The sequence below is a fragment of the Deferribacter autotrophicus genome (assembly GCF_008362905.1).
Lineage (GTDB): Bacteria > Chrysiogenota > Deferribacteres > Deferribacterales > Deferribacteraceae > Deferribacter > Deferribacter autotrophicus.
In genome coordinates, this window is the sequence record NZ_VFJB01000003.1 from 356,071 (window position 1) to 379,651 (window position 23,581).

The window sequence follows — 23,581 nt, forward strand, 5'->3', positions numbered from 1 at the left end:
GTTTTAATTTAAGGCGTTTTTCGGTTTTTTACCAAATTTTAGCACGGATATGATACTGTCTGCGCAAAGTTTTGCCATTTCAGCTCTTGTTTTTACAGAAGCGCTCCCTATGTGAGGTAAAAGAATAACATTTTTCAGGTTAAATAGCTCTGGATGTATTTTTGGTTCAAATTCATAAACATCAAGTCCTGCACCTTTTATTAATCCTTCTTTGAGTGCTGTTACAAGATCATCCTCTTTTACAATGGGGCCTCTGCCTATATTTATCAAGTAGGCACTGTTTTTCATTTTTTTAAAGGCATTGATGGTAAATTTGTGATAACTTTCATCATTTAATGGTGCAATAATTACAATAAAATCAGATTTCTCAAGCAGTTCATCAAAAGATACATATTTTGCACCTGTTAATATCTCTGCTTGAAGATTTCTATTTCTTGTATGGTAAATGATATCCATTTCAAAACCTTTGCAGCATCTTGCAAAGGCTTGACCTATTCTTCCAAAACCATATAGTCCTACAGTTTTTTTGAAAAGGTCGGTGCCAAGGTATAACTCGGGACTCCATCCTGTGAATTTGCCTTCTCGTGTGAAATTATCAGCTTCTACAATTCTTCTTGCAATTGAAATCATAAGAGCAAAAGCTAGTTCTGCAGTGGTTTCTGTTAAAACATCGGGTGTGTTGCATACCACAATTCCTTTTTGAGTGGCAAAAGCTACGTCGATGTTATTGTAACCTACGGCATAGTTGGCTACGACTTTTAAGTTTGGACAGTTTTCAAGTAAGTTTTTATCTATTTTATCTGAAAGCATGGATATGATTCCGTGAGCGCTTTTTCCTCTTTCATATAGTTCCTCATAGGGGATGGGGGTAGATTCTTTGCGATAATCTAATTCAAAATCTTTTAGGTATTCTTCCACATTAAAAGGGAGTTTTTGGGTTATAAGTACCTTCATTTGTATTTTTTCCTCCTGAAAAGGTCTGTTCTTTTAGAAATAATTCTATCAATAAACAGTATTCCATCAAGATGGTCAATTTCGTGCTGAATCAATATAGCTTCAAATCCTTCTGTTTCAAAAACGTGCTGTTTCATGTTTTCATCGAAAAATTGGACCACAATTTTTTCGGCACGATTTACATTACCAGTAAAATCAGGCACACTCATGCACCCCTCACGGGATTGAATAAGACCTTCCCATTTAATTATTTCAGGATTTATCATTACTCTTTTGCCATGATGATTTTTACATTTTTTATTTTTACCAGGATCTATAGCTATAATTCTGACCAATTCACCTATTTGAGGAGCTGCAATCCCTGTGGAATGACTTGTGGCATCCATTGTATCTATCAAGTCTTCAATTACATTTTTTATTTTTTCATCAATATCATTAACCTCTTTACTTATTTCTTTCAAAAGAGGGTTGGGATAGACTAAAACTTCTCTGACAGCCATTTACAACTCGTATGTTTCAATATGACGAATACTTATATCAGTGTTTATATTTTTTGCAATTTCTTTTAATTCTTCAGACCAGTTTTTATTTTTAAAATCTTCTGGGATAATAACTTCTAGTACCATAATATAAACAGGTTTTTCATCACTACCCGCAACTTTTGTCTGTAAATCTACGATATTGATTTCATTATTAGCTAAAAAATCAGCCACTTTAAAAACAATTCCAGGTTTGTCAGCACCATACACTGAGATGACGTATGTTTCACCAGATGGAAGAGTCTTTAATTTGTCAATTTTCCTTACACTTATGGCCATACCAAGTTCTTTAACTAGAGGTGCAAATTTTTTCTTAATTTTATTTATTTTATAATCTTCCGAGCAACTTACAATCAAGATCATTGAGAAAAAGCCTCTTAAAAGTGTAGAGGACGAGTCTTCAATATTAAAATTGTTTTCATAAAGAATTTTTGATACTTTGGCCACAATGCCAGGTCTATCTTCGCTGATAAAAGTTAGAGCATAATAGTTTTTTTTCATATCGATACTCCCTGTTTTGCCTTTAAAAGGAATTTATCCATTATTTTATTTGTATCAATATTTAACTTTTTTGGATCAAGTGGTGCTATGATAGATTTGTAAGGTTTTTGGGTCAAAAGATTGTATTTTTCAAGGTCAAAAAGATAAGGTTCTGTAGTTTTTTTTCTTTCATCAGTTATTACAAGCACTTTGGGTCTTGTGGGATCTTCCTTGTTTTGTTCAAAAACAATTGCTAGTTCTCCAGTATCCAGTAAGACGAGAGTTCCTACGGGGTAGATGCCAACTACCTCCATAAAGAATTTTACTAGGATTTTGTTAAAATGCTTTTCCGACCAGCTAAATATTGTTTGTAAAGCCTTTGGTGGAAGCATAGCATCGTGGTAAACCCTTCTGGATGTGATTGCATCATATACGTCAACGATTGAGACAATTTTGGCATACAGATGTATTTGTGGTTCTTTCAGTCCTAAAGGGTATCCACTGCCATCTGCTCTTTCATGATGTAAGTAGACTGCATGAAGTGCTTCTTCTGTCATGTTTGGATCGTTTTTTAAGAGTTCAAATCCATAAACAGGGTGTTTTTTCATTATAGCAAATTCTTCATCAGTCAGTTTGCCAGGTTTATTTAAGATTTTATCTGATATTTTCATTTTACCAATATCATGTAATAATGCACCTAGTCCCAAGTTTTTAAGTCCTGGAACGTCGAAACCATACCTTTTACCAAGTACGATAGATAAAATTCCAACATTTAAGCTATGAACAAAAGTATATTCATCAAAACTTTTTAACCTTGAAAGGGTAACAACAAGATGTGGTTTTTTAAAGCAAGAGTCTACAAAGGTTTCCACAACTTTTTTGGCAGTTTCTGTATCAATCGATTTTCCTGTTCTTACATCTAAATATAACTGTTTGGTGATTTTTTTAGCGCGTTCATGCAAAGATTTTAACTCATCAATTTCTTTGAGTGTTGTGGTGTATTTTGTTATATCGAGTCTTTCGGCTTGTTTAATTAATTCTTTTTTGAAAGATTTTTCTAAACCATAGAGATCTTCAGTAATTTCATCTTTTTTTATGTAAACTTCTTTTACTCCATAATTTTTGAGGATATCGATAATGTCAAGACTTGTTACAGGTTTATTCATAAAAGATAAATTCAACCATGGTTTATCAGTTTTTACAATAGTTACACCAAGTCTAACTTGGTCAATAGGAATTTTAATCAACTGATGCTCCTTCTAATTTTAAGTCATCAATTCTTGACATAGCCTTGCTATAGTTTATTATAATCAATAAAGTTTATATTTGCAAATAGTACTTGGTTAAATTAAGTTGTAGCGGTTATAATTTAAGAAAAAAAGAGGATATTATGTTTGAATATTTTTCAGAAAGAGCAAGACGGGTAATTTTGTTTTCAAGGGAAGAAGCTGAAAAGCTGATGAATTCATACATTGATACGGAACATCTTTTAATTGGGCTTTTAAAGGATAAAAATAGTGTTCCAACTGAAATTTTTAACAGGAGAGGGTTCAATACCACGACTTTAATAAAAGAGATTGAAAATCTCACTGGGGACGGGAAGAATTTAATGATAAAGGGGAGCATCCCGTTTAGCCCTCTTGCAAGAAAAGTCCTTGAGTATGCAGTGGAAGAAGCAAATCTATTGAATCATAAGTATATAAATCCTGAACATATTTTATTAGGGTTAATGAAAGAAAAAAGAGGAAAGGCATTTTCTATACTCAAAAAACTTGGTTTTGACCTTATTACATTAAGAGATGAGGTGAGGATTCTTACAAAAAATTACAACAAACAGTCTCCTGTGGCTACTCCAACAATAGATGAGTTTGGTAAAGATTTAACTGAGATGGCAATGAAAGGTTATTTAGATCCAGTTATTGGAAGGGAACTGGAGATAGATAGACTGATTCAGATACTTGGTCGAAGGATTAAGAACAATGCTATATTGATAGGTTTTCCTGGTGTTGGGAAAACGGCTATAGTAGAAGGGCTTGCTATTAGGATGGCAAAGGGTGAAATTCCTGAGATATTAAAAGGGAAGAGGCTTATTTCTCTTGACCTTGGGACAATTGTAGCAGGGACAAAGTATAGAGGCCAGTTTGAAGAAAGGATGAAAAATATCATTAAAGAGATTGAAAATGCTGGGAATATAATAATTTTTATTGATGAAATTCACACAATAATTGGAGCGGGTGCTGCAGAGGGTTCAATAGATGCTTCTAATATGTTGAAGCCTGCCCTTGCAAGGGGAAAATTTCAATGTATAGGTGCTACCACATTTAAGGAATATCGAAAATATTTTGAAAAGGATGGAGCATTAGAGAGAAGGTTTCAAACTATAACTGTGGAGCCACCAACAGCTGAAGAAACAGAAAAAATACTTAAGGGGCTAAGGAAATATTATGAAGACTTTCATAAAGTTTTCATCCCTGATGATGTGATAAAAGAGACCATCTATCTAACAGATAGATACATCACCGATAGATATCAGCCTGATAAAAGTATAGATGTTATTGATGAAGCAGCGAGTAAATTAAAACTGAAAAAAAATACATTGCCTAAAGAGCTGATTAAGTTAAAAGAAGAGATTGAACGGTTAAAACAGGAAAGAGCATCTTATTTTGGCACAAGTAATTTTTCTGAAATTGAAAAATATTCAGATAAAATTGATAAAAAATTAAGAGAATACAATGAAAAGTACAACAATTGGAAAGAACATCTAGATGATAATTGGCCTGTAATGACTGTGGATGATGTGGCAGAAGTTGTATCAGGGATTTCTGGTATTCCTGTGAAAAAATTAAGACAAGAGGATTCTGAGAAGGCAGCAATTATAGATAAGGTACTTAAAAAATATGTGGTTGGACAGGATGAGGCAATAGATTTGGTATCAAAAGCTATCAAGAGAAGTTTTGCCGGTTTAAATAATCCTAATAGGCCTTTAGGTTCATTTATTTTTTTAGGTCCTACTGGTGTGGGTAAAACCGAGCTTTCAAAGCGGCTTGCTGAGATCATTTTTGGTTCACAGGATGCTCTAATTAGAATAGATATGAGTGAGTATATGGAAAAGTTTAATGTTTCAAGATTGATTGGAGCGCCTCCAGGTTATGTGGGGTATGACGAGGGTGGTAAGCTCACTGAAGAGGTTAGAAGAAGACCTTATGCTGTAGTTCTTTTTGATGAGATAGAGAAGGCTCATCCTGATGTGTTAAATATTTTGCTTCAAATAATGGATGAAGGGTTTGTTACTGACAGCCATGGGTACAAGGTGAATTTTAAAAATACCATAATAATTATGACCTCAAATCTAGGTACGAAGAGCTCCATTACAGGGAAAAAGCTTGGGTTTGGAAATGTTAAAAACAATTATCTGGAATATGAGGCTTTCAAGAGAAATGCTTTGAAAGAATTGCAGGATAGATTCCCTCCTGAATTTATAAACAGGGTTGATGATGTGATAGTTTTTAAACCTTTGACTAAAGAGGAGATATGTAAAATTATTGATCTTCAGCTTGAAGAGATAAATAAAAGATTGGTGAAGATTGGAAAACGTATAGAAATGGATGATAGAGCAAAAGAAATCTTGCTTGAAAAAGATTATAATTTTATGTATGGAGCAAGGCCCATAAAAAGAATATTACAAAAATATGTAGAAGATGTGTTGAGTGATTTGCTTCTTGCGGGAAAATTTAAGAGAAGGAGAAATATTAAGGTTCGGGAGAAGGATGGTGAGCTTGTTTTCAAATAAAAAAATTGTGGTTGTGGGGGCAGGTGCCATCGGTTCTTTTTATGGGGGATTGCTTAAAGAGGCTGGGTTTGATGTAACTTTAATATGTAGAGGAAAACACTTAGAAGCTATCAAAAGAAATGGTTTGAAGATTAAAAGTTTCAAGCTAGGAGAAAAGGATATTGATATTAAGGCGTCAGATAAACTGGATGGAAAATACGATATCGGTATAATTTCAGTGAAGTCTCAAGATACTGAGACTGCATGCTTGATGTTGCAAAATCACCTAAGTGATGATGGTTTTGTGGTATCTTTTCAGAATGGTGTAGATAATAAGGAAATTATTAAAAGGTATTTTCCGGAAAATAAAATACTTCTTGCTACCCTTTTTGTCGGGTTACACATTGATCCTCCAGGAGTTGTTAATCATTCTGCTGCTGGAAACATTACTTTTGGTGCAGCTACAGCAGATGGTAAAAAGTATATTGATGTATTAGAAGAGATTTTCAAAGTAGCAGGGTTTGAGTATAAAATTGATGACAATATTGAAAAGGTTTTATGGAAAAAGCTACTTTGGAACATTGCCTTTAATCCTTTATCGGCTTTGCTAGAAAGCACCTGTGGTAAAATGGTTGCCGATCCACAGATAAAGGATTTGATGAATAGGATGGTGTTAGAAGGGGTAAAAGCTGCATCTTTTGATGGTGTGAAGATTGAAAAAGAGTATTATGAAAATGTAATAAATATGACTAAAAATCTTGAAAATTATAAGACAAGCATGCTCCAGGATATTGAGAAAGGGAAAAATCCTGAGGTAGATGGGATTTTAATGCCAATCATAAGAAGGCACAGTGAGCATGGTAAGGAAGCTCCCTACTGTGATACAGTTTACAGAGCATTGAAGTTTAAATATGGAAGTAAATTTATTTATACTCCAAAACTTACTGTGGATGTAATAGTGGAAAACAGTAAAGGGGAGATTTTGTTGATTGAAAGGAAAAATCCTCCTTATGGTTGGGCTCTACCTGGTGGTTTTGTGGATTATGGAGAAAGGGTGGAGGATGCTGCTAAAAGGGAATTGCTTGAGGAAACTAGTATTACTGTAGATGAGATTAAATTGTTGGGTGTTTATTCTGATCCAAAACGAGATCCTCGAGGTCACACTGTAAGTGTGGTTTATTATACTAAATTTGATGGTGGTTTTAAGGCAGGTGATGATGCAAAAAGTGCAAAATTTTTCCCAAAGGATAAACTACCATCCTTAATAGCTTTTGATCATGGAGAGATTCTTAATGATTATTTAGCATTAGAAAAATAGTCGTATTTGCTAATCATAGTTATAGAAAAATCTTGCCTTTTCTTTTATAAAGTTTTACAACTTTGGGGTAATTTGTAGAATGTTAGTACTAGTTGAAATTTCTGTGTCAAGGGGAAGAAGATGATAGTTGCTCCATCTATATTAAGTGCTGACTTTTCAAAGCTTGGTGAGGAAATTAAAGCTGTTGAAATGGCAGGGGCTGATTGGATCCATATAGATGTTATGGATGGTCATTTTGTGCCTAATATTACAATAGGTCCTGTTGTAATAAAATCGTTGAGAAAAGTTACAAAACTACCGTTTGATGTACATTTGATGATATCAGAACCTGAAAAGTATGTGGAAGAATTTGTTAAAGCTGGAGCAGATATCTTGACAGTGCATGCCGAGGCGTCGATTCATTTACATAGACTCATTACACAGATTAAGGATTTAGGTGTAAAAGCAGGCGTTTCCATAAATCCTGCGACACCTTTATCAATGCTCGAAGAGATTTTACCTTTTGTAGATTTGGTACTAATTATGAGTGTAAATCCCGGTTTTGGAGGGCAGCAGTTTATAGAAACTTCATTGGCTAAAATAAGACGTTTAAAAGAAATGGTATCAAAACTTGAAAAGGATATCATTATTGAAGTGGATGGCGGAGTAAATGGTAAGAATGCCGCCAGTTTGAAAGAAGCAGGTTGCGATGTTCTTGTAGCTGGAAGCTATATTTTTAACTCAACAGATTATAAAGAAAAGATAAAATCACTAAAGGTATAATAGGGGAGATTAGTATGATTAAGAAGTATTTGCTTGCACCTGGTCCTACTATGGTACCTGAATCAGTTTTGCTTGAAATGGCAAAACCTATGATGCATCATAGAACTTCAGAATTTTCAAATATTTTTGCTGATGTCAGAGAAAAGCTTAAACCTATATTTGGGACTAAAAACGATTGTTTACTGATTTCTGGTAGTGGTACAGCTGCTATGGAGGCTGCGGTTGTTAATACTTTGTCTCCAGGTGACAAGGTATTGGTTGTAAATGCTGGTAAATTTGGTAAAAGATGGGCTGAGATTTGTTCAAAATTTCAGTTAGATGTTATGACTATAGATTTAGAATGGGGGCGTTCTGTAAAAGTTGAGCAAGTAGAGTCTGCGCTGATTGCAAACCCTGATACAAAAGCTGTGTTTATTCAGGCAAGTGAGACTTCCACTACTGCCTATCACCCCGTTGATAAAATAGGAAATCTTTTGAAATTGTTTGATAATACACTTTTTGTGGTGGATGGGATTACATCTGTGGGAGTGGTAGAAACAAAAATGGATGAATGGGGGATTGATATTCTTGTTACAGGCTCGCAAAAAGCATTTATGCTTCCTCCTGGATTATCCATCATTGCTATGAGTGAAAAGGCATGGAGATTTGTAGAAAAATCTAAGATGCCTAAATATTATTTGGATTTAATAAAGGAAAGAAAAGCTCAGAATAACAATACTACAGCTTATACACCAGCTGTGTCTCTGATAATTGGGCTAAATAAAGTGCTTGATTTAATGCATGAAGAGGGGTTGGAAAACGTTTATTTGAGACACAGTGTTTGTGCAGATGCAACAAGGGAGGCTGTGAAAGCTCTTGGGTTACAGATTTTAGCAAAAGACATCCCTTCAAATGCGGCAACAGGTTTTTATCTACCTGATGGGATTGATGGTGGTAAATTTGTAAAATTTTTACGAGAAAGGATGGGTGTTACTTTTGCTGGTGGGCAAGATCATCTAAAAGGTAAAATTGTGAGAATTTCTCATTTAGGGTATCATGATGTCTTTGATACAGTTGTGGCTATTTCTGCCCTTGAGTTGGGTCTCAAAAAGTTTGGATATGAATTTGAAATGGGGGCTGGTGTAAAGGCTGCTGAGGAAGTGATTTATAAAAGCAGGATCAAAGGGTTATGAGTTTGGCTTTAAAACGAGCAAAAAAACTTAATAAGATTATAGAAATACTTTCAAATATATTTGAAGAAAATGGTTATACAGAAATATTTTTACCTCTTTATGAGTTTTATGATGTATTAAAAGATGTCGCATGGGATTTTAAAGATGAGAATATTATAAGGTTTATAGACAGGTTTAGTGGCAAATCGATGGTTCTCCGCCCGGATTTTACGCCGCAGGTATGTAGATTTGTTTCCCTTTACATGAGAGAATATCCGTTGCCCATAAGGGTATCATATAAGGGAAGAGTGTTTAGAAATGTTGATTTGAATAAGGGATTGAAATCAGAAAAATATCAGGTTGGTTGTGAACTTTTTGGTGTAAAGGAGTTTTTAGGTGATACGGAAATCTTATTTATGGCGTATAATTCGATTAAAAATCTGGGAATAGATGATTTTAAAATTATCATAGGGGATAGTTTTTTAGTTAATGAGATTTTGAAGCATTTTAATAACAATGAATATATTCTCAAATGTTTAAAGCAAAAAAGTATAAATGGATTAAAAGAGTTAAAGAATAAAAATGTAATTGATGAAAATGATTATGATTTTTTGATTAGTTTGATAAAATCTTTTGGTGATAGAGAAGTTGTTAAAAGTTTGGTTCAAAATAAAGATATACCAGCACCTTTTATAAAAAGACTTGAATATGTAAATGAGCTTTTGGAAAACCTTGTACAGGCAGGTATTCCAGAGGATTGTATAGTTTTTGATGCCAGTGAAATGAGAGGTTTCGATTATTATACGGGGATAAATTTTGATATAATTTCCTCTTCAGGTGATATACTTTGTGGTGGCGGTAGATATGACAATCTGATGAACAAGTATGATTTTCCTCTGCAAGCCTGTGGTTTTGCCATAAATGTGGAGGAGTTATTAAGTTATCTCAAGTTTGAAGATGATGATTTGAGTTATGATTATCTTATTGTGGGAGAAGAAAGATTTTTTGAGGCATTAAAATTAAAACAAAAAGGATATAAAGTTATTTGGGTTTTAGAGGAAAATGAGGCAAATAAAATGCCTCAGTATTATAAGTTTGGAAAAATAATTAAGTGAGAGGTATGTTATGCCATGTAGTGTTGTGTTAGGTGCCCAATGGGGCGATGAAGGTAAAGGTAAAGTTGTTGATATTTATACTGCTGAAAGTGATGTAGTTGTAAGATACCAGGGTGGGCATAATGCAGGCCACACAGTGGTTATAAAGGGTGAGCAGTATATTTTACATCTAATACCATCTGGGATCATGCATGAGGATAAGGTTAATATTATTGGTAATGGTGTTGTCGTTGACCCTGAAGCTTTAATTCAAGAGATTGAGGATTTGAAATCAAAAGGGATAAATTTTGAAGGGAGATTTTTTCTAAGTAAGAGATGTCACCTAATTATGCCATATCATAAGCTTTTTGATAAGCATTCAGAGCAGAAAAAAGGTTCAAAAAAGATCGGTACCACTGGTAGAGGCATTGGTCCCACTTATGCTGACAAAATGGCAAGAGTAGGAATAAGGGTATGTGATCTGTTTGATGATGAAGTTTTGAAGGAAAAGATTTTTGAGAATGTGGAAGAGGTCAATAGCATTGCTGAAAAAATTTATGGACTTGAAAAACTGGATGCTAATAAAATTTATGACACGTATAAAAAGTATGGAGAATATTTGAAGCCTTACGTAGCTGAGACAAGTTATCTTATCAATAAGCTTTATGACGAAGGGAAAAAAATAATGATGGAGGGGGCCCAGGGGACGCTTCTTGATGTGGATCATGGGACTTATCCATTTGTGACTTCAAGTAATGCAACAGCTGGTGGAGCTTGCACCGGTACAGGTTTGTCTCCTGTTAAAATTAGTAAAGTTATTGGAGTTATGAAGGCTTATACCACAAGAGTTGGTAGCGGTCCATTCCCTACAGAACTTGAAGATGATATGGGTGAGAGACTTAGAAGAGTGGGTGGAGAATATGGAGCTACCACTGGAAGACCAAGAAGATGTGGTTGGCTTGATCTTGTGGCAGCGAAGTATTCTGTTATAATAAATGGGATAAGTTATATCGCACTTACCAAATTGGATGTGTTAAGTGGTTTGGAAAAAATAAAGGTGTGTGTAGGTTACAAATACGAAGATAAAATTTATGATACATTTCCTCCAGAACTAAAAATATTAGAAGGATGTGAGCCGGTTTATGAAGAGTTGGAGGGATGGTCTGAAGATATAACCAATGTGAAAAGTTATGATGACCTTCCAGTGAATGCGAAGAAGTATTTAGATTTTATTAAAGATTATCTTGGCATTGAGTACTCACTTGTTTCATTAGGAACTGATAGAGAGCAGACGATACTTGTTAACAATGTATTTTAATTAGCATTTCAAACTGTTAACTAGTTTGGATTAGAAGTTTTTTAGTTTTAGTAGTAAGGGTTGTAAAGGTATTAATGGGGGTATTAAGGGTAGTAAAGGTTGTAAGGGTTGAAGGAGTGATGCTTGAAACTTATTCCCTCAACCTTAACCTAAGCCTTAACCTTGAACGTTGAACGTTGAACCTTTCCTACCCCCCCCCTGCTACTTTTCCTCAACCTAAACTTAAACCTTAATTAAACCACAACCAGTTTTAGCTTTACTACCTTTTTTCTTTTGTTAATTTTTCCCAGGTGAATATCATTATTTCTATCTAAAATTACTTTGCAAAAAATAGTTGACAAAGAAAAACAATATTGCTATATACACATTCGCTTTGATGCTCCCCGGTAGCTCAATCGGCAGAGCGGGTGGCTGTTAACCACTAGGTTGGCGGTTCGAGTCCGTCCCGGGGAGCCATTTAAATTTCCAAACACATCCAAAGAAGTCCTAATATTTTATTATTACCAACGAATTATCTTCATATATTTGTATTGCAAAGTCCAGCGAAATCCATCTATATCCACTCTCAAAATGAGTAACGAAATGAGTAACAAAAATAGTTACTCATCTAATCGTAATATTATTAAACTAATAATGAAATTTCTTTTTTAAAACTTTGCATCCAAAATATCTCAATTTTACATTGACCATTTCCTTTATTGATTTTGTAAAAAATTAAAGGAGGTACAAATTATGAAAAAAATAACGGATGCAAAGATAAGATCACTAAAACCAAAAAGCAAAAATTATAGAATCAATGTTGCAGAAAGACTTTTTTTAGAAGTAAGAAAAAATGGAAAAAAATTTTGGCGGTATAGATATAAAAAAAATAATGGTAAGTATACAATGAAGTCATTGGGAGAATATCCTCATATTTTACTGGCTGATGCTAAGAAAAAAGCTGGTGAATTAACTGAAAGATTAGAAAAAGGCTTACCAATTGATGGTATTAACAGTTCATTTGGAAATTTGTTTTACGAATGGCTGGAAAAACAAGACTATGAGGAAACAACTAAAGAAAGTAAGATCAGAATATTTGAAAAAGATATTGCACCTTATCTTGGTAAAATTGATGTAAATGATATAACACCTCAATTGTTAATAGCCTGTTTTAAAAGAATTGAGAACCGTAAGGCATACGAAATAATCAAGAAAGCAAAAATAATTTGTAACAAAGTATTTGAATACGCCATAGCTTTGGGTATCACTGATAGAAATCCAGTATCCTTAATTGGCGGTGCTTTACCATCCCGTGCAGAGAGAAATTTTCCTGCAATCACTAACCCTACCGACCTCAAACGATTAATTGAACTAATTGATAATTATCATGGAACTTATATTGTAAAATTAGCTTTAAAATTTCTGTTGTATACTTTTGGGCGTCCGGGAATGGTTCGCTTTGTAGAATGGGATGAAATAGATTTTGAAAATAAAGTATGGAATGTCCCCGCTGAAAAGATGAAAGGTAGAAAAGGTAAAAAAAGACCGCATATTGTTCCATTATCAGATCAAGTTGTTGAAATTTTGAAAAAAGCTCATGCGATTTCCGGACATATTAGCAAATATGTTTTCCCATCACCTATAAACATGAATAAACCTTTAAGTGAGAATACACTTAACACTGCTTTAAGAAGAATGGGAATTTCCAATAAAGAATTGGTTAGCCACGGTTTTCGTCATATAGCATCAACCTTTTTACACGAAATGGGATTTCCATCTTTAGTTATTGAGAAGCAACTTGCTCACACTGATAAAAACAAAGTTCGTCAAGTATATAATAAAGCGGAATATTTAAGCATGAGAAAAGAATTAATGCAGTTTTGGGCAGATTATTTGGATGAACTTAAATTTTCTGACAGACCATTTATTAAAAGGATTAAAAATTCTTTCATATTGTCAAACAATATAGAAAAGGTGTACGTATCCGCATAAGCGGATACGTTCATGAAAAACAAATATTAATTTAGATAGCAGCACGAGGTGCTTCTTCAATAAGTTTTAAAATATCACTTGATTTCCAAAAACTGCTCCTACCAAGTTTAATAGGTGGTGGGAAAACACCTTTCTTAATACCTTCATACCATGTTGATTTTGAAACAGGAATAATCTTAAGTACTTCTGAAAGTTTTAAAAGTTTCTCTTGAAACATACTCCCCTCCTACAAAATTTTTTCCCCCTCAAAAAGAGAGGACAATAAGAGTAAGGAGAGGAGTCAATATAATTTTTAATAATTTCGGTGAAAAAAATGAAAATTTCTTGATAAAGTGATTAACTGAAAAAAGGCATGTATCAAAATTCTGACACATGCCTTAAGACAGTAATCAATTATTAAATCTGTACAGCCAACTGTATTTCGGAAAATGGGCTGGATAAAGTTTCTTCCTATTTACAATATAATCAATTACTTGATTATACTGTTTTTCTGTAAACTTAATTCTCTTTCCATCCCTATAACAATCAATTTTTTCCTCTTTTATTAGTTTGATGATATAAGACACAGACACTCCACAGGCATCAGCAACATCCCGTACCGTATAATATATTTTTATATCATAAGCTTTATTCCGTTTTCTTTGTAAAAAGATTTTCGCATCTTCATAAATCCAATCCCTTATTTTTATTGTTGATATAGGTGAATATTCAATTTTACAAAAGGTTTTCATATTACCTTTTTCGGGATAATATAAAGATGTTGGTGTTATCCCAAGTATTTTATCGATTACTTTGGTTATACCAAAAAGCAGTTTATCATTACTACAAAATGACAAATTCAAACTACCATTATGCATGTACCAACTGCCATCGCCATCGAGAACACCTCTGATGAAATGTTTATGTAAGTTGTCATCTTCTATATAGGGATAATTAGCATAGTAAGTTTTTCTTTCTCCACAACCGAGACATTGAAGATCGTGATAAAGATACCAGCTGTATACTCTTAATATATAAATACTTTTTTTGTTTTCAAAATGTGTTACTTTAATCGGATATTTAGAATCTATTAACTTAGAAATAAGCTTTACAAGATCTTCATCAGCAAGACCAATTCTAATATAGTAAGAAGTATTTGTTCTGCCAATACTTCCATCTGATAAAAATAATCCAAACAAATAAGCAGTTTTTTCATCTACAATTCCTTTTTGAAAAAAGAAATGGTTAATCTTATCCCTGTTAACAAATTGTTTCCTTCGAAAACCAGTTATTGATGTATAATCACCTAACTCCGGTAACGGCTTGGTAAATTCATATTTGGTAATATCAAATCTAAACTTCTTATAAGAAAAGGTTTTTCGATTAGCATCAATACGGCACTTTATAGAACAGTAGATATTCCTGCTATCTTTTTCTCTGTGTTTATAGTTATAAAAAGTTTTACCGCAATACTGACAGACATATTCTTTTCTTGCGTTTGACAACTCCGTATAAGGCACAATACCATGCCTTCTCATATTGCGTATTGTCATATCAATGCTAAGGCCAACAAGCTTAGCCACATCCTCAAGTTTTAACTTATTCATTTGTATGTAACCTTGAAAGGCTTTAACATCCCCTTCAAACTGATCTTTTACAAATAAAAATATTTTATCTTTATAATTTTTCATTACTTGCCTCCATATTGTTCAAATTAGCATTGACATTTGCATTATAATTCTAATAATTTGTTTATTCTTATTGTTACCCAGTCTCCATACTCAGGGCTATGAGGCATTAGCCGCATAGCCCTACACATTCTCCATAGTTGCAAGGTTTTCATATGCTTCTGCCAGATGAAGTAGAAGAAAATGAGCAAGTTCCTTTTTTCCCTCATCGTAAGCTTTCATAATGAAGCCAATGAGCTCATGAACTGTAAATGGCGATGTTATTTTCGTTACATTAAGTTCTGGTGTAGATACATAAAGCATAAATTTGTTTTCAGCAGTTTTTGCAAAATGCAGGTAGCCTTCATTATCAAGCTCCTCAAACAATAAAGTTTCAGGTCCCGTAAATGTTGCTTCCTTAAAAGAGTAACCCTTGATTTCAAATCCCAATTCTTTTTCTGTCATAGTTACCTCCTTTTTTTTGTTTTACATCCCAATTTATAGGGAGATAATAGCGCAATTAATGAGAACTGTCAATAAAAAATTGAAATTTTTAAATATAATTGTAAGATGAATATACAAATTAAGGGTTGTATAATGGGAAGACGGAAAAACTTTTTTACAGAAAAGTTGGAAGAAATAAAAAAACAGAAAATAAGCATTAAATTAAGCCCTGATGTATTATCAGAAATTAATGAACGATACACCCTTTATCAATTAGAAAAAGTATTTGGCAAAAAGATAGCTGCTCAACTTAAAAAAGGTGATGATTTAAATATCACATTAAAGACAATGTATAAGCTTTGCAGAATTATGAATTGGCCCTTTCCCAGCTGGTTTATTGTCAATGTCGAGACTGAAAATAAAGATTAATTGATATTACTGTTTTTTATTATTTTCTTTTATCTTCAATTAAAAATGGAACAGAAACACTACCTCACAGGTAGTGCTTTGTAATTTCAGGGCGGTTGTGTCCCAAGTCCTCAGATACAAGCTGTCTTGCTTCGTCAGGAGAGTACCCTTCGTTTATATATTCCATCAATCTGTTTTGGGCATAATTGTACCTGAAACCGTGGCTGGCATGATATTCTTCACCTATGATTTCACATGCCCTTTTTAAATCTTTAAGAAACTCCTGATAATCTACTTCAAAACCTACTTTTCCTTCATTTACAGCTTTTTCAACATTACTTTTCAGTTTATCATATAAAGCACTATCCAGCACTTTTTCCATCATCTTTCCACCTTTACCAACATATTCAATTTTGTTATCCTCTTTTAACTGTTCTGGAGAAAATCTTGATGCTTCTATAACCCTTAAACCATGATTCAGTTGAAGCTCCGCTACAAGTTTATGTTCAGGGGCTGATAAATTAGCAATGATCTTTTCTGGATTTGAATATGCCCTGTTTTGATGTATATTTTTTACCGCATGCTGCTTAGCTTCTTGGCGCACTTCTTTCAAAAATTCTCTTGAAAATGCTTTATATTCTTTCCCTTTTTCCTCAGCAATCTTCTCCAGGCCAATAGCAACCTTTGATAAATGCGCAATGTAAGTTGATATGGTTCTATAGGTCAGTCCATCCTCAATTTTGTAATCTACATAAGCTTTAACCACATCATCCCTTATCTTTTCCATATCTTTTATTCCAAAATTTTCCCTCGCAAATTGTGCCAATTCTCTTGCTGTTCTCAGAACCTCGTCTTTATAACGGTAACTGTGAACCTTATCACTCACCTTTTGATTGTGAGCACCAGTTTTACCACTGACATTTCTACTTTCTCTTTTAGAAGTCCCAATGCCGTCAAGTTTCATCCAAACATAATTAACTTGTTTAGTAATACTGCCTTTCATAAAACACCTCCTCTACCAACAAACCTGCCAATCAAACAACAAAATAAAGTGTTAAACTCCAAACCAAGCTTTTTAAGGCACTTGGTTATGAGACCTTACACAGGTCAGCCTTAAAAAATATATAATAAACCGTCCGGAAAACCTCCCGAGACGGATTGCAAAGGGGAAAAAGAAAACTCCGGTTGCAGGTTAGCCTGCGTTGACCAGCTTGAGAGGCTGGTGACCTCGGCCTCCTGCTGGGTTGAATAAATCAACCTGAACTCCAGATACTCCAATACTGTCCTTGTATATGTTTTTTAGTCCGCACATGCGGTAGAGAAAAAGCCTGCTAAATTTATCTTAAATTCTTATTTTTGCTCTCACTTATATATAAGATACGTGGTCAATATTTCGTTTGTTAGTTGCGTCAAGTTTTTCAAACTTAACGCAACTAACATCCAGTTTTTTCAATGTGACAACAAAAGGTTGACCTGTTCTTTTTCTATTTTCTGTAACAGTGGAGTGTAACAGAGTCTTTGGAGGTGTTTTATGAAGAAAGCGTTGTTGAGTATGTGTGAAAAAATGAGGGAGATGAGTGAGGCCGAGGCTAAAGCGTATATGCGGCAAATTCTGCAGTCGTTTCAATTGCAAGTTTTTATGGGGATCGATGCGCTTGAAGCCTTTTTAAATTCGCTTAACAGACCAACTTCGAAGGAATCAAAAAAACTGAAGGCGCTGAAGAACAAAGAAAAGTTGAACAAGCTGAAGAGGAAAAATTCAAAAATAGCCAAACTGTTAAAATACAGAGACGAGATTCTTTATTATCACCAGCAAGGCCTAAGCCTCAGAAAGATTGCTGAAATTATGGCTAAAGATCATCGTGTAAAAGTTTCATATCAAACAATAAGAAGGGTTTTAAAAATGCTAAAAAATGAAAGCAAATTAAAGTAATTTTAAAGTTATTTCAAAAGCACTTTAAAGTGCTTTTAGATTGACCGGTTCTCTTAATATTATTGAATAAGAGGTGTTATTATGAAAAGATTTTGTTTTTATGTAGATGAAAATGATGAGATTACCATTTTCCTATTAAGTATCCCATCAAAAGCTGTAAGAGGAGAAATAATGAGAGGGATTATTCGGGAATGGATGGAGAATGTTAAAACTGGTAATATCAAAAGCAATTATTCAAAATATTTGAATTGTGTTTTTGAAAAGCTGGAAAATAAAGCCAATGTTCTTATTGGAAAAAAAACAGTCTTTAATCATCAAAATGTATCGAAAAATCCTGATAATAATATTAACGTTGAAAATCCAATTGAAGCTGTTTTAGAAGATTTTGGTATTGATGGATTGGAGTAGCGGCAGACGGACTGCCGCTTGTTACTTTTTTTCAAGCTGATATTTCAATGCAAAATAGTAACCTAATGCATTTGCAAATTCAGCATCAGGTAAGATTTCTGCCAGACCATTGTATTCTTCAGGTAAATGATCACCAATATGGTATGCTCCACCACCGCATAAAAGAAGCCTATCTGCACTTCTTAAATTATCATCATACATCGCATAAATTTCTTTCAATAATTGATCAGAATACATACGTTTTACTTCTGTCACAATATCAGATAAATCAAATTTTTTGCCATATATTGTGATAGACTTATTAATTAGTATATCAATTGCTTCCTGATAACTTAGATTAATTTTCTTTCTTTCAAGAAGTAGCCGTTTAAGCAAACCTGCGATTTGCATTATACCGTTTTTTGCAAGCATGGTAGATTCAGTTTTTACAATTCGACCATTTCTTAACAGAATAATTTCAACAGTGTTAAATCCAATATCAAGTATGAGAGCATTTTGAATCTCTTGTTTGTGATAAAGTGTATAAGCAAAATAACAGCCAACTCCCTGGGGATAAATATGGACAAAATATCCTTGTTTTTTATAGTCAACTTCGAAATCTGCAAGCTTGGCTTTCAAACGCTGTTTATTCTTTTGGGTATATTCATACAAAGGTAGTCCCAATGCAAAGATAGTATTTTCAGTTTCCAATTGGTAATCGATAATAGCTTTGTAAATCAGTAATGGTGTAAATTCAACTAAGCTGTTTACAGTAGACTGATTTAAAGAGTTGTTCTTTGCATTTTCACCTATTACATAGTATCGTGAATTGTAGTAATATTCCTTTTCAGATGACGATGTTGAGAAATCAATTCTTGTCGGTAAGACTTCCTTAATAGCAGTAGGGAATTTTTTAAAAACTAGATTACCAGCTCTTTCATAAACAACTTTCACATCACCAAAGCCTACATCAATTGAAACAACTTTTTTCATAAAACACCTCCATGAATATAAACCAATCACACTTGTAATTAGTAAAAGAACGGGTCAATGAGAAACTTTCTTTTTCCCAAGAATTTTTCTTTCTAAACTAAAAAAAATAGAATTATATCTTAATAAATGATGTAATATGTGAAATTTATGGTAAAATAAAAATTGGTTAGGGAGGTTTAGTTATGGCAAAAAAGAAGAATAATACAGAATCTTTTGAGCAGCAACTCTGGAAAGCGGCAGACAAATTAAGAAAAAACATTGATGCAGCAGAATATAAACATATTGTTTTAGGTCTTATTTTCTTGAGATATATTTCAGATGCGTTTGAGGATTTATATGAAAAGCTTAAAAAAGGCGAAGGAGAGTATGCAGGAGCTGACCCTGAAGATGTTGATGAATATAGAGCTGAAAATGTGTTTTTTGTGCCGCAGAAATCAAGATGGGAATTTTTAAAATCTAATGCAAAAAATCCTGAAATTGGAAAAATCATTGACGATGCAATGGAGTTAATTGAAAGAGAAAATCCTTCATTAAAAGGAGTTTTACCAAAAGGTTATGCCAGAGCCAATATAGACCCAATAAACCTTGGCAGGTTAATAGACCTTTTCAGTAATATTGCTTTTGATAAAGCAAAGGAAAGAAGCGCTGATATTTTAGGCCATGTCTTTGAGTATTTTTTAGGACAGTTTGCACTTGCAGAAGGTAAAAAGGGAGGGCAGTTCTACACTCCAAGAAGTGTTGTTGAGCTTTTGGTTGAAATGCTTGAGCCTTACAAAGGCAGGGTTTTTGACCCATGTTGTGGTTCTGGTGGAATGTTTGTGCAGTCTGAAAAGTTTGTAAAAGAACATCAGGGGAAAATCAATGATATTTCAATTTATGGACAGGAAAGCAACTACACAACATGGCGACTTTGTAAAATGAATCTTTCCATTAGAGGAATAGACTCTTCGCAGGTTAAGTGGAATTCTGAAGGCTCATTTTTAAACGATGCCCACAAAGACTTAAAGGCTGATTTTGTTATTGCCAATCCACCGTTTAACGACAGTGATTGGAGCGGTGATTTGTTGCGAAAAGATGTCAGATGGAAGTATGGGGTGCCCCCTGTTGGAAATGCCAATTATGCCTGGATACAGCACTTTGTTTTTCACCTTGCACCACACGGAAAAGCCGGTTTTGTCCTTGCAAAAGGTGCTCTTACCACAAAGCAAACAGCAGAATACGAAATTAGAAAAAATATGATAGAAGATGATATTATTGATTGTATTGTCAATTTGCCACCTAAACTTTTTTTAAATACTCAAATTCCAGCCTCTTTATGGTTTATCCGTAAAAATAAAACTACCCGTAAAGGGGAAATTCTTTTCATAGATGCCAGAGATATGGGAAAACTCATAAATAGAAGAACAAGAGTTTTAACAGAAAAAGATATAAAAAAGATTGCAGATACCTATCACAAATGGCAGAAAGAAGATGAAACTTATGAAGATATAAGAGGCTTTTGTAAATCAGCAAAAATTGAAGAAGTAAGAGACCTTGACTATGTATTAACACCCGGTCGGTATGTTGGCCTTCCTGAAGAAGATGATGACTTTGATTTTGAAGAAAGACTTACAAAACTAAAAGCAGAATTTATGGAGCAGTTAAAAGAAGAAGAGAGGCTGAATAAACTAATTCTGGAAAATTTAGAAAAAATAGAGATTCCGCAGAAGGAGCAGGATAGTGAAACTTGAAGAAATTTTAAAGCAACCTGAAGAACTCAAAAAATATCCAGAAATAAAAATGGAATGGTCTGATCCCGGTTTTGCTTTTAGAGTTACATTTAAAAAAGTTAATTATGAAAAAACTGAGAAAGAAAAAAATATTGCGAACGATTACGACCGATTAAACCGGCAACAAACCGGCAATAAACCGGCAACAAAGAGGCAGCAAACCGGCAGTGAACTTAAATTAATCTCAATGGGGCTTAATAATAGACAGATTAAAGCTATAGTTTATGTTCAAGAGCACGGGAGAATAACAAACAAAGAATATAGGCAAATTTTCAATGTTTCTGAGAGAACTGCCAGAAATGATTTAAAGGAATTATGCGAAAAAGAAATTTTTCAAAAAATAGGGGAAACAGGTAGAAGCACCTATTATATTTTGAAGGAGAAAGATAGTGACCGATAAAGTGCCAAAAGGTTGGAAAAATGATAAAAAATACAATGAATGGATAAAGAGTTTAAAAGAAAAATTCAGACAGGTTCAATTAAAAGCTGCTGTTAAGGTAAACAGTGAATTACTAAATTTTTACTGGGAGCTTGGAAAAGAGATTGCAGAGAAACAAAAAGAGGCAAAATGGGGAGATAAGTTAATTGAAAAATTAAGTAAAGATTTGATGGCGGAGTTCCCTGATGTGAAAGGGTTTTCAAAAAGAAATCTTGAACAAATAAGAAGATGGTTTCTTTTCTGGAATGGCTATTTCCCAATTGCGCAGCAACCTGCTTCGCAAATTATACATTTATTAACCTCAATCCCATGGTGGCATAATGTGGTGATTATCTCTAAATGCAAAACACCTGAAGAAGCATTGTTTTATGTTCAAAAAACAATAGAAAACAGCTGGTCAAGGTCAGTTTTAACCCATCAAATAGAGAGTGGACTATACGAACGAGCAGGAAAATCCATAACAAACTTTGATAAAACATTACCTAAACCGCAATCAGATCTGGCAAAAGAGATGTTAAAAGATCCATACTGTTTTGATTTTCTTGCAATAAGAGATGATTATACGGAAAAAGAACTTGAGAATGACTTACTAACAAATTTAACAAAATTTCTCCTTGAACTTGGAGCTGGTTTTTCCTTTTTAGGAAAGCAATATAAGATTGAAGTTGGTGAAGAAGAATTTTACATAGATTTGTTGTTTTACCATGTAAAATTACATTGTTATGTTGTTATAGAATTAAAAACCGGGAAATTTAAACCTGAATATGCAGGGAAACTAAATTTTTACATATCAGCAGTTGATTCATTATTTAAAACAGAAAAGGACAATCCAACAATAGGGATTTTGATTTGTAAGGAAAAGAATAAAACAATTGTAGAATATTCTCTGCGTGATATTTCAAAACCAATTGGAGTTAGTGAATATAAAATTACCAGAGAATTACCAGAGGAGTTAAAATCCTCTTTGCCAGATATTAAAGATATTGAAGCAAGTTTAAATGAAGTTAAAGAGGAGAAAGACAATGACTGATAAAGTGCCGAAGGGATGGAAAAGAGTGAAGTTGGGGGAGGTGGCGGAGATTATTGGTGGAGGGACTCCTAAAACTAAAGTACCTGAATATTGGAATGGCAATATCCCATGGTTAACTCCAAAAGATTTATCAAATTTTAAAGGCATATATATTTCTCATGGTGAAAGATTTATTACAAAATTAGGATTGCAAGAATCAAGTGCTAAGTTACTTCCTAAAGGTTCTATATTATTAACTTCAAGAGCTCCTGTAGGTTATTTAGCTATTGCAAAAAATGAAATAGCTACTAATCAAGGATTTAGAAGTCTTGTAGTAAAAAATGGATATGATAATTTATTTGTTTTTTATTTATTAAAGAATAATATTGAATATTTAAAATCTCAAGCTACAGGGACAACTTTTGGGGAAATATCTGGTTCAACTTTAAAATTATTAGAATTTTCTTTCCCCCCTCTCCCGGAGCAAAAAGCCATTGCATCGGTGCTTTCATCATTGGATGATAAAATTGATCTTCTCCACCGCCAGAACAAAACCCTTGAAAAAATGGCAGAAACCCTCTTTCGCCAGTGGTTCATTGAAGAGGCAAAAGAGGATTGGGAGGAGGTTTCTTTAGGTGATAGCGAACTTGCCAAAATAATTAAAAGTGGAATTAAGAAATTTGACGGTATAAAAATTTATCTTGCTACAGGTGATGTCAATGATACTGAAATTCAAGGCGGTGAATACATTACCTATGATAAAAGACCTTCAAGAGCAAATATGCAACCAATAGAATTTTCAGTTTGGTTTGCTAAAAAAGGTGGTGTAAAGAAACTACTTATGTTTGATGATTATTCAGATATTGATAATATTATTCTATCAACTGGATTTACTGGATTAAAAACGACTGAATTAAGTCATTATTATATTTGGTGTTTTATATTATCAGAAGAGTTTCAGGAAATAAAAGATTCTTTTGTTAGCGGAACAGTTCAACCTGATATAAATAATGAAGGGGTAAAACAAATAATGATATTAAAGCCTGATAAAGAGACTTTGGAGAGATTTAATAAAATCGTTAAGCCTTATTTTATGAAAATTCAATCAAACAAAAACCAAATCCTTACATTGGAAAAACTGCGGGATACACTCCTGCCAAAACTAATGAGCGGAGAAGTGAGGGTGAGTATATGAAA

23 protein-coding genes and 1 tRNA gene are annotated in these 23,581 nt (G+C 33.6%); 15 read left to right on the forward strand and 9 right to left on the reverse strand.

The features are described 5' to 3' along the window. Positions 1 to 3 precede the first annotated feature (3 nt). Genes FHQ18_RS03725 through FHQ18_RS03740 form a run of 4 tightly spaced genes read right to left on the reverse strand, consistent with a single transcriptional unit; the run spans position 4 to position 3,220 of the window. On the reverse strand, positions 4 to 954 hold the full coding sequence (locus FHQ18_RS03725; RefSeq protein ID WP_149265825.1) for a 2-hydroxyacid dehydrogenase: 951 nt from the start codon (positions 952 to 954) through the stop codon (positions 4 to 6). Continuing rightward, entirely contained in the window at positions 951 to 1,454 is a 504-nt protein-coding gene (gene def, locus FHQ18_RS03730) for a peptide deformylase (RefSeq protein ID WP_149265826.1), read from the reverse strand. Before def ends, FHQ18_RS03725 begins: the two co-directional genes overlap by 4 nt. Next, complete coding sequence (locus FHQ18_RS03735; RefSeq protein ID WP_149265827.1) at positions 1,455 to 1,994, reverse strand: glycine cleavage system transcriptional repressor; 540 nt, start codon at positions 1,992 to 1,994, stop codon at positions 1,455 to 1,457. Beyond that, positions 1,991 to 3,220, reverse strand: a complete 1,230-nt coding sequence (locus tag FHQ18_RS03740) for a cyclic di-GMP phosphodiesterase (protein ID WP_149265828.1) — start codon at positions 3,218 to 3,220, stop codon at positions 1,991 to 1,993. Before FHQ18_RS03740 ends, FHQ18_RS03735 begins: the two co-directional genes overlap by 4 nt. Positions 3,221 to 3,363: 143 nt before the next feature. On the opposite strand from FHQ18_RS03740, the gene FHQ18_RS03745 reads away from it, so the two are divergent. The 8 genes from FHQ18_RS03745 to FHQ18_RS03780 all read left to right on the forward strand — a co-directional run bounded on the left by FHQ18_RS03745 (position 3,364) and on the right by FHQ18_RS03780 (position 13,356). Next, positions 3,364 to 5,763 carry an ATP-dependent Clp protease ATP-binding subunit gene (locus tag FHQ18_RS03745; RefSeq protein WP_149265829.1) on the forward strand — a complete coding sequence of 800 codons (2,400 nt, stop codon included), beginning with the start codon at positions 3,364 to 3,366 and terminating at the stop codon, positions 5,761 to 5,763. Further along, on the forward strand, positions 5,741 to 7,060 hold the full coding sequence (locus FHQ18_RS12840) for a 2-dehydropantoate 2-reductase (RefSeq protein ID WP_149265830.1): 1,320 nt from the start codon (positions 5,741 to 5,743) through the stop codon (positions 7,058 to 7,060). The genes FHQ18_RS03745 and FHQ18_RS12840 overlap by 23 nt, the downstream gene beginning before the upstream one ends. Before the next feature lie 120 nt (positions 7,061 to 7,180). Further along, the gene (rpe, locus tag FHQ18_RS03755) at positions 7,181 to 7,822 is read left to right on the forward strand and encodes a ribulose-phosphate 3-epimerase (RefSeq protein WP_149265831.1); all 642 of its coding nucleotides are present in this window, start codon (positions 7,181 to 7,183) and stop codon (positions 7,820 to 7,822) included. A 14-nt stretch (positions 7,823 to 7,836) separates the two neighbouring features. Further along, a complete protein-coding gene (locus tag FHQ18_RS03760; protein WP_149265832.1) occupies positions 7,837 to 8,994 on the forward strand; it encodes a pyridoxal-phosphate-dependent aminotransferase family protein in 1,158 nt (385 codons plus the stop codon). Continuing rightward, entirely contained in the window at positions 8,991 to 10,088 is a 1,098-nt protein-coding gene (locus tag FHQ18_RS03765; protein WP_149265833.1) for an ATP phosphoribosyltransferase regulatory subunit, read from the forward strand. The genes FHQ18_RS03760 and FHQ18_RS03765 overlap by 4 nt, the downstream gene beginning before the upstream one ends. Positions 10,089 to 10,098: 10 nt before the next feature. After that, on the forward strand, positions 10,099 to 11,385 hold the full coding sequence (locus tag FHQ18_RS03770; protein ID WP_149265834.1) for an adenylosuccinate synthase: 1,287 nt from the start codon (positions 10,099 to 10,101) through the stop codon (positions 11,383 to 11,385). 380 nt (positions 11,386 to 11,765) lie between these two features. Beyond that, positions 11,766 to 11,841: transfer RNA gene (locus FHQ18_RS03775), tRNA-Asn, on the forward strand. Positions 11,842 to 12,117: 276 nt separating this feature from the next. Beyond that, positions 12,118 to 13,356 carry a tyrosine-type recombinase/integrase gene (locus FHQ18_RS03780; RefSeq protein ID WP_149265835.1) on the forward strand — a complete coding sequence of 413 codons (1,239 nt, stop codon included), beginning with the start codon at positions 12,118 to 12,120 and terminating at the stop codon, positions 13,354 to 13,356. 31 nt (positions 13,357 to 13,387) lie between these two features. Here the strand turns inward: FHQ18_RS03780 and FHQ18_RS03785 are convergent, their stop codons facing one another. The 3 genes from FHQ18_RS03785 to FHQ18_RS03795 all read right to left on the reverse strand — a co-directional run bounded on the left by FHQ18_RS03785 (position 13,388) and on the right by FHQ18_RS03795 (position 15,467). Further along, positions 13,388 to 13,573 (reverse strand): helix-turn-helix transcriptional regulator, encoded by a 186-nt coding sequence (locus FHQ18_RS03785; protein ID WP_149265836.1) that lies wholly within the window; start codon positions 13,571 to 13,573, stop codon positions 13,388 to 13,390. 172 nt (positions 13,574 to 13,745) lie between these two features. After that, positions 13,746 to 15,026: a helix-turn-helix domain-containing protein gene (locus FHQ18_RS03790; protein ID WP_149265837.1), complete on the reverse strand. Its 1,281-nt coding sequence runs from the start codon at positions 15,024 to 15,026 to the stop codon at positions 13,746 to 13,748. A gap of 120 nt (positions 15,027 to 15,146) precedes the next feature. Further along, positions 15,147 to 15,467, reverse strand: coding sequence for a hypothetical protein (locus FHQ18_RS03795; RefSeq protein ID WP_149265838.1), 321 nt, complete (start codon positions 15,465 to 15,467; stop codon positions 15,147 to 15,149). Positions 15,468 to 15,599: 132 nt separating this feature from the next. Here FHQ18_RS03795 and FHQ18_RS03800 point away from each other — a divergent pair, with 132 nt between their 5' ends. Beyond that, positions 15,600 to 15,875 carry a hypothetical protein gene (locus FHQ18_RS03800; RefSeq protein WP_149265839.1) on the forward strand — a complete coding sequence of 92 codons (276 nt, stop codon included), beginning with the start codon at positions 15,600 to 15,602 and terminating at the stop codon, positions 15,873 to 15,875. Positions 15,876 to 15,939: 64 nt separating this feature from the next. On the opposite strand, the gene FHQ18_RS03805 is transcribed toward FHQ18_RS03800, so the two are convergent. Further along, complete coding sequence (locus tag FHQ18_RS03805) at positions 15,940 to 16,857, reverse strand: tyrosine-type recombinase/integrase (protein ID WP_149265840.1); 918 nt, start codon at positions 16,855 to 16,857, stop codon at positions 15,940 to 15,942. Positions 16,858 to 17,385: 528 nt separating this feature from the next. Here FHQ18_RS03805 and FHQ18_RS03810 point away from each other — a divergent pair. Both FHQ18_RS03810 and FHQ18_RS03815 read left to right on the forward strand, forming a co-directional pair. After that, complete coding sequence (locus FHQ18_RS03810; protein ID WP_149265841.1) at positions 17,386 to 17,787, forward strand: helix-turn-helix domain-containing protein; 402 nt, start codon at positions 17,386 to 17,388, stop codon at positions 17,785 to 17,787. An 81-nt stretch (positions 17,788 to 17,868) separates the two neighbouring features. Beyond that, positions 17,869 to 18,195, forward strand: a complete 327-nt coding sequence (locus FHQ18_RS03815) for a hypothetical protein (protein ID WP_149265842.1) — start codon at positions 17,869 to 17,871, stop codon at positions 18,193 to 18,195. A 21-nt stretch (positions 18,196 to 18,216) separates the two neighbouring features. On the opposite strand, the gene FHQ18_RS03820 is transcribed toward FHQ18_RS03815, so the two are convergent. Further along, on the reverse strand, positions 18,217 to 19,167 hold the full coding sequence (locus tag FHQ18_RS03820; protein ID WP_149265843.1) for a ParM/StbA family protein: 951 nt from the start codon (positions 19,165 to 19,167) through the stop codon (positions 18,217 to 18,219). 182 nt (positions 19,168 to 19,349) lie between these two features. Between FHQ18_RS03820 and FHQ18_RS03825 the strand changes: the two genes are divergently transcribed. The 4 genes from FHQ18_RS03825 to FHQ18_RS03840 are packed head-to-tail and all read left to right on the forward strand — an operon-like array spanning position 19,350 to position 23,579. After that, the gene (locus FHQ18_RS03825; protein ID WP_149265844.1) at positions 19,350 to 20,897 is read left to right on the forward strand and encodes a class I SAM-dependent DNA methyltransferase; all 1,548 of its coding nucleotides are present in this window, start codon (positions 19,350 to 19,352) and stop codon (positions 20,895 to 20,897) included. Continuing rightward, the gene (locus FHQ18_RS03830; RefSeq protein ID WP_223144577.1) at positions 20,887 to 21,336 is read left to right on the forward strand and encodes a DeoR family transcriptional regulator; all 450 of its coding nucleotides are present in this window, start codon (positions 20,887 to 20,889) and stop codon (positions 21,334 to 21,336) included. Before FHQ18_RS03825 ends, FHQ18_RS03830 begins: the two co-directional genes overlap by 11 nt. After that, positions 21,326 to 22,405, forward strand: coding sequence for a PDDEXK nuclease domain-containing protein (locus tag FHQ18_RS03835; RefSeq protein ID WP_223144578.1), 1,080 nt, complete (start codon positions 21,326 to 21,328; stop codon positions 22,403 to 22,405). Before FHQ18_RS03830 ends, FHQ18_RS03835 begins: the two co-directional genes overlap by 11 nt. Beyond that, positions 22,398 to 23,579 carry a restriction endonuclease subunit S gene (locus FHQ18_RS03840; protein WP_149265845.1) on the forward strand — a complete coding sequence of 394 codons (1,182 nt, stop codon included), beginning with the start codon at positions 22,398 to 22,400 and terminating at the stop codon, positions 23,577 to 23,579. Before FHQ18_RS03835 ends, FHQ18_RS03840 begins: the two co-directional genes overlap by 8 nt. The last annotated feature ends 2 nt before the right edge of the window (positions 23,580 to 23,581 follow it).

Excerpts from the sequence above, each read along its gene's own strand:
- FHQ18_RS03725 (WP_149265825.1), bottom strand. The coding sequence starts at position 954 with ATGAAGGTACTTATAACCCAAAAACTCCCTTTTAATGTGGAAGAATAC.
- def (WP_149265826.1), bottom strand. The coding sequence starts at position 1,454 with ATGGCTGTCAGAGAAGTTTTAGTCTATCCCAACCCTCTTTTGAAAGAA.
- FHQ18_RS03735 (WP_149265827.1), bottom strand. The coding sequence starts at position 1,994 with ATGAAAAAAAACTATTATGCTCTAACTTTTATCAGCGAAGATAGACCT.
- FHQ18_RS03745 (WP_149265829.1), top strand. The coding sequence starts at position 3,364 with ATGTTTGAATATTTTTCAGAAAGAGCAAGACGGGTAATTTTGTTTTCA.
- FHQ18_RS12840 (WP_149265830.1), top strand. The coding sequence starts at position 5,741 with ATGGTGAGCTTGTTTTCAAATAAAAAAATTGTGGTTGTGGGGGCAGGT.
- rpe (WP_149265831.1), top strand. The coding sequence starts at position 7,181 with ATGATAGTTGCTCCATCTATATTAAGTGCTGACTTTTCAAAGCTTGGT.
- FHQ18_RS03760 (WP_149265832.1), top strand. The coding sequence starts at position 7,837 with ATGATTAAGAAGTATTTGCTTGCACCTGGTCCTACTATGGTACCTGAA.
- FHQ18_RS03765 (WP_149265833.1), top strand. The coding sequence starts at position 8,991 with ATGAGTTTGGCTTTAAAACGAGCAAAAAAACTTAATAAGATTATAGAA.
- FHQ18_RS03770 (WP_149265834.1), top strand. The coding sequence starts at position 10,099 with ATGCCATGTAGTGTTGTGTTAGGTGCCCAATGGGGCGATGAAGGTAAA.
- FHQ18_RS03780 (WP_149265835.1), top strand. The coding sequence starts at position 12,118 with ATGAAAAAAATAACGGATGCAAAGATAAGATCACTAAAACCAAAAAGC.
- FHQ18_RS03785 (WP_149265836.1), bottom strand. The coding sequence starts at position 13,573 with ATGTTTCAAGAGAAACTTTTAAAACTTTCAGAAGTACTTAAGATTATT.
- FHQ18_RS03790 (WP_149265837.1), bottom strand. The coding sequence starts at position 15,026 with ATGAAAAATTATAAAGATAAAATATTTTTATTTGTAAAAGATCAGTTT.
- FHQ18_RS03795 (WP_149265838.1), bottom strand. The coding sequence starts at position 15,467 with ATGACAGAAAAAGAATTGGGATTTGAAATCAAGGGTTACTCTTTTAAG.
- FHQ18_RS03800 (WP_149265839.1), top strand. The coding sequence starts at position 15,600 with ATGGGAAGACGGAAAAACTTTTTTACAGAAAAGTTGGAAGAAATAAAA.
- FHQ18_RS03805 (WP_149265840.1), bottom strand. The coding sequence starts at position 16,857 with ATGAAAGGCAGTATTACTAAACAAGTTAATTATGTTTGGATGAAACTT.
- FHQ18_RS03810 (WP_149265841.1), top strand. The coding sequence starts at position 17,386 with ATGAAGAAAGCGTTGTTGAGTATGTGTGAAAAAATGAGGGAGATGAGT.
- FHQ18_RS03815 (WP_149265842.1), top strand. The coding sequence starts at position 17,869 with ATGAAAAGATTTTGTTTTTATGTAGATGAAAATGATGAGATTACCATT.
- FHQ18_RS03820 (WP_149265843.1), bottom strand. The coding sequence starts at position 19,167 with ATGAAAAAAGTTGTTTCAATTGATGTAGGCTTTGGTGATGTGAAAGTT.
- FHQ18_RS03825 (WP_149265844.1), top strand. The coding sequence starts at position 19,350 with ATGGCAAAAAAGAAGAATAATACAGAATCTTTTGAGCAGCAACTCTGG.
- FHQ18_RS03840 (WP_149265845.1), top strand. The coding sequence starts at position 22,398 with ATGACTGATAAAGTGCCGAAGGGATGGAAAAGAGTGAAGTTGGGGGAG.